Raw genomic sequence first — 10,685 nt, forward strand, 5'->3', positions numbered from 1 at the left:
GCCGCAAGGCTCGCCGCCCAGAGTTTCGGGGCCATAGCTCAGCTGGGAGAGCGCTACAATGGCATTGTAGAGGTCAGGAGTTCGATCCTCCTTGGCTCCACCAAACACCCGAAGGGCCTGCGCATCACCGCGCGGGCCCTTCGGCGTTTCAGGCTCTATTTCCTCCCATTCCTTCCGTCACCACCGTCTTGACAGGCGTCAAGGAACGCTCTTTGGTCGGGCGGCACCGTCGGCTTCCGCCGATTCCCGTTCCCTCCCGCTTCGGACACGCCATGGCCGACATCCTGATCGCCAACACCCTGACGGGCGACACCACCCTGGGCGCGCTGAACGCCGTCGACCCCGACGCCGTGGGCCGGCTGGCGCAGATCCACCCGGTCTTCAACCCCGGCGTCGGCGTGCCCGACAGCGCCAGCCTGACCGATCTCGCCAAGGCCACCGGCATCCCGCTGGACGTGCTGCTGGCCACGGCGCGCGGCGCCATCCACGTCACCGCCCCGGCCGGCGGCTGCGGCTGCGGTAGCGGCGGCTGCGGCACCCCCAAGCACTGAACGCTTTCCCCCTCCCATTCGCGGCGCCGGTCCCCACCTGTTGGTGGCACCCACCATTGGGAACAGGCTTCGGGAACGGGAGGACAAGCATGACGACGGCCCCAACATCGACCGAGTCTCCGGACGGCTGGCTGGAAACGGTGGTCGTTCCGCGCACCAGCGACATCGGCGGGTTCGAGGTGCGGCGCGCCCTGCCCTCCGTCCGCAAGCGGATGGTCGGGCCCTTCGTCTTCCTCGACCAGATGGGGCCGGCGATCCTGAAGGCCGGGGCGGGCATCGACGTGCGCCCCCACCCGCACATCGGGCTGGCCACCGTCACCTACCTGTTCGACGGTGAGATCCTGCACCGCGACAGCCTGGGCACCGTGCTGCCGATCCGTCCGGGAGCGGTGAACTGGATGACCGCCGGGCGCGGCATCGCCCATTCCGAACGCTCCGCCACCGACGAGCGCGGGCGCGACCGTCTGCTGTCGGGCATCCAGTCCTGGGTCGCCCTGCCCAAGACCCATGAGGAGACCGACCCCGCCTTCGTCCATCTCGGCGCCGACGAGTTGCCGGTGGTCGAGGGCGAGGGCAAGCGGCTGCGCGTCGTCGCCGGCGAGGCGTACGGTGTACGTTCGCCCATGAACACCCTGTGGGACACGCTGTACGTCGATGCGTCGCTGGATGCCGGCGCCCGCCTGCCCATCGACCGGGAGACGGAGGAGCGGGCGCTCTACATCGCCGACGGCACCGTCACGATCCACGGCGACCGCTTCGAGTCCGGGCGGCTTCTGGTGCTGCGCCCCGGCGACGCGGTGACGGTGGAGGCCGAAACCGCCGCCCGCCTGATCCTGCTGGGCGGCGCCGTGATGGACGGCCCGCGCCACATCTGGTGGAACTTCGTGTCCAGCCGCCAGGACCGCATCGAACAGGCCAAGGCCGAATGGAAGGCCGGCGGGTTCGACGCCGTTCCCGGCGAGACGGAGTTCATTCCGCTTCCGGAACGGTGAAGCCGAGCGCCGTCAGCCTCTCCCGCACCGCCGGATCGGCCAGCGCCGCCAGGAAGCGCCGGACCGCCGGCCGGTCCCGGCGGTCGTTGGGGATCACGAAGTCGTAATGCTCCGCCTGCAAGGGCAGGAAGCCCAGCCCGTAGAGGGTGGCGACGCTGTCGATGGCGACGCCCCAGTCGGCGCGGCCCTGGGCCACCGCCACCGCCACGGCGTTGTGCGACTTGGCCTGCGACCAGTAGCCGGTGGGCCGCGCCGCCCCGAGCAGCCGGTCGGTCAGGATGCGCGTGCCGCTGCCGGCGTTGCGGTTGACCAGGATGCAGTCGGGCTCCTGCGCCGCCGCCAGACCAGCCTCCTCCGCCGTTTTGCCTTCGAAACGAACGTCGCCCTTGCGGAAGACGATGCCCTGGAGGCGGCGGTAACCGGTCACGAGGCCGAGCGCCGGGGTCAGGAAGGGGCGGTTGTACTCCCCGCTCTTGGGGTCCATCAGGTGGATGGCCGCCACGTCGCATTCGCCGCGCCGGGCGGCGGCGAGACCGCCCATCGAGCCGACGTTCAGCGCCTTGACCGTCAGCCCCTCCCCGACCAGCCGGCCGGTGATGGCGTCCAGCCCGACGCAATGGCTGCCGATCACGATCAGGTCGGCGGGGCGGGTGTCGCGCCCGATGCGCTGGACCGACACCGGGGTGCCGGCCTCCACCGCCTCGGCCTGCGGGTCGATGGCGATGAAGCCGTCCGCCGCGCTGAAGGCGGTCACCGCGCCGGAGCCCTTGGACAGCGGATAGGCCGCCAGCCCGCCGTCCGCCCCGCGCACCAGCGAGACCATCACATATTCGGTCCGGCCCCGTTCCGATCCCAGCCGCATCGGGACCGTCGCGTCGACGCTCTCCTTCGCCGCGGGCGGCTGGCCGGCCAGCGCGCGCAGCACCGGGGCGACGAACTCGTGGAAGGTGAACATGGCGGAGGTCGGGAAGCCGGGCAGGATCACCACCGGCTTGCCCTTCGTTACGGCCAGGCACAGAGGCTTGCCGGGCTTCAGCGCGACGCCGTGCGCAACGATGCCGGGGTCGGTCAGGCGGCTGACGATGCGGTAGGACAGGTCGCCCGCACCCTTCGACGTGCCGCCCGACAGCAGAAGCGCGTCGCAGGCCAGCCCCTGCTCGACCAGCGGCGCCAGTTCCGCCTCGTCGTCGCGGGCGATGCCCAGCCGGACCGGCTCCCCGCCCAGTTCCTCCACCGCGGCGGCGAGGATGGCGGCGTTCGAATCATAGACGGCGCCGGGCCGGATCGGTTCGCCGGGGGCGACGATCTCGTCGCCGGTGGACAGGATCGCCACGCGGGGACGGCGGACCACCGACACCTCGGCCCGCCCGATGGCCGCCAGCACGCCGATCTCCCGCGAGGTCAGCACCTGCCCGCGGCGCATCACCGTCTCGCCGCGCCCGATGTCCGACCCGGCGGCGGCGACGAAGGCGCCGGGCACCACCGGCTTGCGGATTTCCACCAGAAGGGCGTTGCCCTCCTCATGCGACTCGGTGTGCTCGACCATCACCACGGCGTCGGCGCCGCGCGGCAGCATGCCGCCGGTGGCGAGCACGGTGGCCGTGCCGGGGGCGACGGTCAGGGACGGCACCCGCCCGGCGGACAGCACCTCCTCGTTCAGGCGCAGCACGACCGGCGTGTCCTCGCCCGCCCCCTGGGTGTCGGCGGCGCGCACCGCGAAGCCGTCCACCGAGGAACGGTCGAAACCGGGGACATCGACCTCCGCCACCACGTCGGCGGCCAGCACGCGGCCCAGCGCGGCGCCCAGCGGCACCGTCTCCGCCCCCTTGGGCGTCAGGTCGAGATGGCGGCGGAAGCGCGCCTCGGCCTCGTCGCGGCCCACCACCTCCAGGAACTGCTCCTGCCGGGCCGCCTGGGCGACAAAACGCCGGATGTCGATTCGCCGGATGTCCTGGTTGGACACGCCCTTCCCCCCTCGCTCGATGCCGTTCAGAGACTTGTACCGTCAAAACAGCGCAGGGTCACGGTCGCCCCGGCGGGAACGCCCTCGCTTTCCGCCGGGATCAGGACGAAGCCGTCGGCCAGCACCGCACCGGCCAATCCCGGCCGGTGCGGGGAGGCGACCGGCTCGACCAGCCCATCCGCCGTCCGGCGCACGCGGTACAGTTCGGTGCAGCCGATCTCCGACACCAGCTTGCGCACCGTCACGGCGGGGACCGCCGGATGCGGCAGCACGGGGTCCCGCCCGGCCAGACGGCGCAGCGCCCGCCCGGCCAGCAGCTCATAGGCCGTCAGGCAGGCCATCGGTTCGCCGGGCAGCAGCACGGCGGGCACGCCGCCGGCCGTCCCAAGCGCCGCCGAATCGCCGGGGCGCAGGGCCACGCCGTGCAGGGCCAACGTCCCCGCGTCGGCCAGCGCCAGCGGGGCCACGTCGTCCTCCCCCACCCCGGTGCGCCCGGCGGAGATCAGCAGGTCGGCGCCTGGGGCCGCGTAGGCGGCGGCCAGGGCGGCGCGGTCCGCCGGCAGCGGCCCCACCAGCTCCACCACGCCGCCATCCCGCGTCACCAGCGCGGTCAGCATGGCGCCCAGCGTCTCGGGTCCGGACCGCGGCCCCCCGGCCAGCACAACCCGCACCCGCGGTCGGGCGCCGACGCACAACACGTCGATCCCCAGCGCGGCGAACAGCCCAAGGTCCTGCGGGCGAAGCGGGTGCCCCGCCTTCAGCAGGACCGTCCCGGCCCGCAGGCCCTCGCCCCGCCGCTCCACCCCGTCGCCGGGCGCGGCGCTGCCCAGCGCCTCGACGAAGGGTCCATCGGCTTGGATGCACTCCACGGGCAGGATCGCGTCGGTTCCCGGCGGCATCGGCTCGCCGGCCGCGACCGTCACGGCGCCCGGCAGCGGAACCGGGTTGGAGGAGCCGGCGCCCAGCGTGTCGCTGGAGGCCACCGCCACACCGTCGCGGGCGGCACGGTCGGCAGGCGGCCAATCCCCCGGCGCGGTCACCGGTTCGGCGAGAACCGGGCCCTCCGCCAGCGTGGCGGCGATGGCGGCCAGAGGCACGGCAAGCGGCGGCAGAGGGAGGATGGCGGCGTCGATCCAGCCCTCCATCACCGACAGGGCGGCACGGCTGGAAAATCCGCGCCCGCGCACGTCGGACGCGGACAAGGGACGCGGGTCCCCGGTCGCGGGGTCGTCTCCGGCTCTGGCCGAACTCATGGCTGCACCCGTGATGCCTCAGGTCGGCCCCTTATACCGCAACCTCCACACCGCCGCTGCACACACGGTTGCGGCCCCCGCGCTTGGCCTCGTAGAGCAGGCCGTCGGCAAGCTGGGTCAGCCGGTCCGGCGTGTCGTCCAGCACCGGCCGGGCGGTGGCGACGCCCAGGCTGATGGTGATGTGGTCGGCGACATGGGACACCGCGTGCGGCAGGCGCCGCTCGGCCACGGTCCGGCGCAGGCGTTCGGCCACCTGGACCGCCCCGTCCTCGTCGGTTTCGGGAAGCAGGCAGACGAACTCCTCACCGCCATAGCGGGCGGTCAGATCGCCCGGCCTCATCATCTGCTCGGCCAGAAGCTGGGCCACGGCACGCAGGCACTCGTCGCCCGCCTGATGACCGTAGTGGTCGTTGTAAGGCTTGAACTGGTCGACATCGAGCATGATGAGCGACAGCGGAAGCTGCGCCCGCCCGCAGCGCCGCCATTCGCGCAGCATCACCTCGTCGAAACGGCGGCGGTTGGCGATGCCGGTCAGGCCGTCGTTGAAGGACAGGGTGCGCAGCAGGTCGGTCTGCCGCTTCAGCAGCAGATGGTTGCGCACGCGGGCCTTGACGATCGGCGGGCTGATCGGCTTGGAGATGAAGTCGATGGCGCCGACCTCCAACCCATAGGTCTCGTCCTCCACCTCGCTCTTGGCGGAAATGAAGATGACCGGGATGTCGCGGGTGATCGGATCGGCCTTGAGGCGGGAACAGACCTCGTAGCCGTCCATGCCCGGCATCATGATGTCCAGCAGAACGAGATCGGGCAGCCGGGACTGCGCCAATTCCAGCGCCTTCGCTCCGTCGGTCGCGAAATAGATGTCGTGCTCATCCTTCAGGATGCGGCTCAGCACATGCACGTTCGACGGAATGTCGTCGACCACCAGGATTTTGGAGCGCGCGTCGGTCATGTTCGGTTCCTGGAGATCGGTTCCCGGAAAACGGTTCTGGAGGTGAAGCGGATCAGTCGGCCGGAAGGGACAGGCCGAGGTCCTGGGTGATCCTGTGCAGGATTCCTTGAGCCTTTGTAAAATCGAGACCGTCGACGGCCGACGAGAGCGCCTTCATGGCCGCCGGATCGATCCAGTCGGCCAGCGGCGGCGCCAGGACGACGAACTCCTCCGCGGCGGCGAAGTTGCTGTCGCGCAGCAGGCGGGCGAAGCGCTCCAGCATGGGCTCCAGCGTCGCGATGTCCATCGCCGGACCGTCACGGCCAGGGGGAAGGCCGGCGGCACGGCCGGGGGCGTGCCCCGGCGCCACGGCCAGCCGGGCGGCGGAGTCCAGCACCGCCTCCAGCTCCGTGCGCAGAATCGGCAGTTGCGTCGCCGCCCCCGCCCCGTCCCCGCGGAAGGCGGCGACCTGCACCGCGTCCGCGGCGGCGGACAGCGTCCGCGCGCCGATGTTGCCCGCCAGGCTCTTCAGCTCATGCCCCAGCGCCTTGGCCCGCGGCAGGTCGCCGGTGGCCAGGGCGGCGGCGATGCCGTCCGCCGCGCCGCCGTAGGTGCGGGCGAACTCGGTGACGAACTTGCGGAACAGGCCGACGTCGCCGTCCAGGCGGTGCAGCGCGTCCTTCACGTCAATGCCCGGCAGTTCGGCGGGAAGAGCACCACGCGCATAGGACGGCACGGCCTTGGGCAGCAGCGGCATGCCGGTCGTCGCCGGCTGGCCGAGCCAGCGGGTCACCACGGAAAACAGCTGCTCCACGTCGATGGGCTTGGCGATGTGGTCGTCCATGCCGCCGTCCAGGCAGCGCTGCCGGTCGGACGGCAGGGCGCTGGCGGTCATCGCGATGATCGGCAGCCCCTGTCCGGCTGGCCGGGCGCGCAGCCGGCGCGTCGCCTCGAATCCATCCATTTCCGGCATCTGGACGTCCATCAGGACGAGGTCGAACGGCGGGTTCGCCTCCTCGACCCGGGCGACGGCCTCGCGCCCGTTGCCGGCCAGGGTCACACGGGCACCGGCGCGCTCCAGGATCTCGCGGGCCACCTCCTGGCTGATCCCGTTGTCCTCCACCAGCAGCAGGCGGTGTCCGAACAGGGGACGCAGATGCGGCGGGCGCAGAAGGCCGGCGGGGACCGGGGCACAGGGATGCAGCCGGACGGTGTCCGCCGAGTCGCCCTCCGCACCGCGCCCAAAGGCGTCGATCACCGCATCGAGCAGGGAGGAGGCGGTGACCGGCTTCACCAGCGCACCGCTGAGGCCCAGGTCCTGCGTTCCCGCTCCCCCGGGCGCGGCGCCCATCCGCTCGCGCCCGAAGGCGGACACCACGATGATGACCGGCGCCTTCACCAACCCGTCGTCGCGGATGCGGCGGGAGGTTTCCAGCCCATCCATCCCCGGCATCTTCCAGTCCATCAGCACGATGTCGTAGGGCTGCCCGGCGGCCGTCGCACGCTCCAGCTCCGCGATCGCGTCGGGCCCGGACGCGCAGAGCGAGGCCCGCCAGCCGAAGGAGGCGACCAGTTCGCCCAACACCTCGCGCGCCGTGAGATTGTCGTCCACCACCAGCACCGACAGGCCGCGCGGCACGGCGCGGCACCGCGGCGGACGCTCACCCGCCCGCCCGGCGCTCCCGAAGGCGCCTTGCCCGAAGATGGCGTTCCCGAAGGCGGCGTTTCCGAAGACGGTGGTGAAATGGAAATCGCTGCCCCGGCCCGGTTCGCTCGTCACATCCATGGCGCCGCCCATCAGGGCGACCAGCCGCGTGCAGATGGCCAGCCCCAGGCCGGTGCCGCCGTAACGCCGGGTGGTCGAGCTGTCGGCCTGGCTGAAGGCCTGGAACAGCCGTTCCTTCTGCTCCGCGTCGATGCCGATGCCGGTGTCGCGGATGGAAAAGGCCAGGACCGCCCGCTCCTCCGTCACCTCCACGGCGCGGACGGACACCACCACCTCCCCCGCCTCGGTGAACTTGATGGCGTTGCCGGCGAGGTTGATGAGCACCTGCTGAAGGCGCAAGGGGTCGCCGACGAGGTCGAGCGGAACCTCCGGCCCGACCGAGAACAGAACCTCGATGTCCTTGTCCTGCGCCGCCGCGCCGACGATCACCGCGAGATTCTGCAACAGGTCGTCCAGGCGGAACTCCACACGTTCCAGCTCCAGCTTGCCGGCCTCCACCTTGGAGAAGTCCAGGATGTCGTTGAGGATGCCGAGCAGCGACTGCGCCGACACGCGGATCTTCTGGGTGTAGTCGCGCTGGCGCGTCGACAGGTCGGTCTGCTGGAGCAGATGGACCAGCCCCAGGATGGCGTTCATCGGCGTGCGGATCTCGTGGCTCATGTTGGCCAGGAATTCGCTCTTGGCGCGGCTGGCCGCCTCGGCCACGGATTTGGCCTGGTGCAGCGCCTCCTCGGCCCGCTTGCGCTCGGCGATCTCGTGGAAGACGACCACCGCGCCCTCCACCCGCCCATCCTCCAGCATCGGCGACGCCGCGAACTCCACCGGGAAGCTGGTGCCGTCCTTGCGCCAGTAGATGTCCTCCGAGCCGCCACGCGCCTCGCCGGTGCGCAGCACCTCGAAGACCGGGCAATCGATGGTCGGCGCCGGCGTGCCGTCGGCGCGGGTGTGGTGCAGCAGCACATGCAGGCTGCGGCCCAGCATCTCCTCGTTGCTGTAGCCGGTCAGCGCGCAGGCGGCGGGATTGGCGAAGGTGATCCGCTCGTCCCGGTCCACGCCGCAGATGCCTTCCGACGCGGATTGCAGGATCAGGTTCAGCCGGCGGTTGGCCCCGGCGAAGGCCCGGTTGGCCTGTTCCAGGCTGCGGGCGGTGGCGTCCAGGTCGGCGTTCGTCTCGGCCAGCCGGCGCCGCCCCACCTCCTCGCGCGACAGGCTGCGCGCCGCCGCCAGCGCCAGCGCCGCGCAGGCGGCCACCGCCAGCAGGACCAGCAGACCGCCATGGATCGTGCGTTCGCGCCAGGGTGCCAGCGCCTCGTCCCGCGACACGCCGACCTGCACGATCAACGGCAGATCCTGGACCCGCAGGTTGGCGACGATCCGTTCCGATCCGTCCACGGGAGACCGGTTGAAGATCGTGCCGCCGGTGGCCCGCGGCGCCTCGTCCATCGGGCGGGTGACCGGAGGCATGTCGGGCGGCGCCGCGGACAGCGAGGCTGCGGTGTCCTGGCCCGACAGGCTGAACAGCAGGGTCCCGTCCTCGCGGTACACGGCGACGGCGCCACCGCGTCCGATGTTCAGCCCGTCGAAGAAGGAGCGGAAATAATCGAGGTCCAAGGCGATGTTGGCGACGCCCTGGAAATTCTCCACCGTTCCGATGCGGCGGCTGATGGTGAAGGTCGGCCGGCCGGACAGCCGGCCCCGGATCATCCCACCGATGTGGAACGTCTCGCCGTTCCGGTGGGCCTGGAAGAAGGCGCGGTCCGCGTTGTTCATCGGCGGCGACGGAAACTGCAGCGTGGTCAGCAGCCCGTTTCCGGCGGCGTCGAGAATCCAGATGGAACTGACCTCGGGCATGGCGTCGGACATGACGCGCAGTTCCTGCCACAACGGCAGGTCGCGCCCGACCGCTTCGACCTCCCGAGGGCGAAGCCGGTCGTCCACGCGCTGCAGAACGAGATCGCTGGTGGCGACGGTGCGGCGCACATGCTCGTGCAGCAGGCGGGCGGCGTTCAGCGTCCGGTCACGGGCGTGGCTCACCGCCTCGTCGCGGTCGGCCCAGGTGGCGGCCCCCCACAGGCCGACTCCGAACAGGGCGATCACCCCGACAATGGTCGTCAACAGGGTCCGCAGCCGCGTGCGGGGGGCCGCGGCGGGTCCCTCCCCCGTCAGAAAAGCTTCGTCCATTGCCGGTGCCCGCCAGATCCGGCGCACGCCGGAGGAGAGAAAGTTGCCGCACATGGGAATTATGGCGTCCGGACGATATCCTTCGCAAGAGACTTGAAGCGGCTCGTCTCCCGGCCGCGGGACAGGGTGTCGCGCAAAGCCTCCGCCCCTTCCTCCGCGGCGTCCAGAACGCTGTCGGCCAGCCCCTCCGCCTCGTGCCGGCGACCGGCGCGGAGGGCGGCGCTGAGCGCGCGGCAGGCGGACGCCAGGCGGACCAGCCCCAGGCTGGCCGCCGGCGCGATCAGCGCCTGCGCTTCCGCCAGCGGGCTGCCGGATTCGCGGCTCTTGCGCAGGCGGCTCATCCGCTGCGGCAGTTCGTCGAGAAAGGCGACGGCCAGACGGGCGCACGACTCCTCCCCCAGTTCGTCGGACAGCTGGGCCAGCATCGCGCGGTCGAGCGGCTGACGGAGCGGGATCGACTCCACCGCCATGAAGGTCTCGGGCACGGCGCCACTCCGCGGCGCGCCGTCCGGGTGCTCGGCGGCCCGACCGCCCTGGACGGCCCAGCCCAAAGCGCCGTCGATCGCGTCCAGCATGGTGGCGCGGTCCACCGGCTTGGCGATGTGGCCGTTCATGCCGGCGTCGTGGCAGCGCTGAACCTCGTCGGGCAGCGCGCTGGCGCTCATCGCCAGGATCGGGATGCTCCCAACCGGCGGCGGCAGGCCGCGGATCGCCCGTGTGGCGCAATGACCGTCCAATTCCGGCATGTGCACGTCCATCAGCACGAGATCGTAAGCGCCGCGCTGCACCGCCTCCACCGCCTGCTGCCCGTTGGGGACGGCGTCCACGCGATGGCCAGCCCCCTGCAACATGGCCGTGATCAGCTCCCGGTTCATCGCCATATCCTCGGCCAGCAGGATGCGCGCCGGACGGCGGTGGACCAGCAGTTCCGCCGCGCAGGGGGCGTCGTTCCCGGCGGGCGGATCGGCTTCGGGCAGCACCTGGCTCTTATACCCATCTGACGCTGCCGACGATCTCCTCTGTGTGTGTCTCCGGGGGTGCCCGGCTCCTTAATAAACAAAAGCTTCGACATGTCTCTCTTCGACGAT

The 10,685-nt window shown here is 71.5% G+C and carries 7 protein-coding genes and 1 tRNA gene; 3 read left to right on the plus strand and 5 right to left on the minus strand.

Features of this window, described 5'->3' with window-relative positions:
- Nucleotides 1-27: 27 nt before the first annotated feature.
- The 3 genes from GBZ26_RS21400 (at nucleotide 28) to GBZ26_RS21410 (ending at nucleotide 1,543) form a co-directional block, all read left to right on the plus strand.
- Nucleotides 28-103 (plus strand) — tRNA-Ala (locus GBZ26_RS21400).
- Nucleotides 104-272: 169 nt separating this feature from the next.
- The gene (locus GBZ26_RS21405) at nucleotides 273-551 is read left to right on the plus strand and encodes a hypothetical protein (RefSeq protein ID WP_174440580.1); all 279 of its coding nucleotides are present in this window, start codon (nucleotides 273-275) and stop codon (nucleotides 549-551) included.
- 89 nt (nucleotides 552-640) lie between these two features.
- A complete protein-coding gene (locus GBZ26_RS21410) occupies nucleotides 641-1,543 on the plus strand; it encodes a pirin family protein (protein WP_174440581.1) in 903 nt (300 codons plus the stop codon).
- On the opposite strand, the gene GBZ26_RS21415 is transcribed toward GBZ26_RS21410, so the two are convergent.
- The 5 genes from GBZ26_RS21415 to GBZ26_RS21435 form a co-directional block, all read right to left on the minus strand.
- Nucleotides 1,521-3,506 (minus strand): molybdopterin biosynthesis protein, encoded by a 1,986-nt coding sequence (locus GBZ26_RS21415; RefSeq protein WP_343207174.1) that lies wholly within the window; start codon nucleotides 3,504-3,506, stop codon nucleotides 1,521-1,523. The genes GBZ26_RS21410 and GBZ26_RS21415 overlap by 23 nt on opposite strands.
- Before the next feature lie 26 nt (nucleotides 3,507-3,532).
- Nucleotides 3,533-4,708 carry a molybdopterin molybdotransferase MoeA gene (locus tag GBZ26_RS21420; protein ID WP_247884861.1) on the minus strand — a complete coding sequence of 392 codons (1,176 nt, stop codon included), beginning with the start codon at nucleotides 4,706-4,708 and terminating at the stop codon, nucleotides 3,533-3,535.
- A gap of 82 nt (nucleotides 4,709-4,790) precedes the next feature.
- On the minus strand, nucleotides 4,791-5,711 hold the full coding sequence (locus tag GBZ26_RS21425) for a diguanylate cyclase (protein ID WP_174440583.1): 921 nt from the start codon (nucleotides 5,709-5,711) through the stop codon (nucleotides 4,791-4,793).
- 52 nt (nucleotides 5,712-5,763) lie between these two features.
- Nucleotides 5,764-9,597, minus strand: a complete 3,834-nt coding sequence (locus tag GBZ26_RS21430) for a response regulator (protein WP_174440584.1) — start codon at nucleotides 9,595-9,597, stop codon at nucleotides 5,764-5,766.
- A gap of 59 nt (nucleotides 9,598-9,656) precedes the next feature.
- Nucleotides 9,657-10,577 (minus strand): response regulator, encoded by a 921-nt coding sequence (locus GBZ26_RS21435; protein WP_174440585.1) that lies wholly within the window; start codon nucleotides 10,575-10,577, stop codon nucleotides 9,657-9,659.
- Between the last annotated feature and the right edge of the window lie 108 nt (nucleotides 10,578-10,685).

Source organism: Azospirillum formosense (genome assembly GCF_013340925.1).
Taxonomy (GTDB): domain Bacteria; phylum Pseudomonadota; class Alphaproteobacteria; order Azospirillales; family Azospirillaceae; genus Azospirillum; species Azospirillum formosense.

What these genes read in the sequence shown, in the direction of transcription:
- GBZ26_RS21405 (WP_174440580.1), top strand. Translation starts at nt 273, where the DNA reads ATGGCCGACATCCTGATCGCCAACACCCTGACGGGCGACACCACCCTG.
- GBZ26_RS21410 (WP_174440581.1), top strand. Translation starts at nt 641, where the DNA reads ATGACGACGGCCCCAACATCGACCGAGTCTCCGGACGGCTGGCTGGAA.
- GBZ26_RS21425 (WP_174440583.1), bottom strand. Translation starts at nt 5,711, where the DNA reads ATGACCGACGCGCGCTCCAAAATCCTGGTGGTCGACGACATTCCGTCG.
- GBZ26_RS21430 (WP_174440584.1), bottom strand. Translation starts at nt 9,597, where the DNA reads ATGGACGAAGCTTTTCTGACGGGGGAGGGACCCGCCGCGGCCCCCCGC.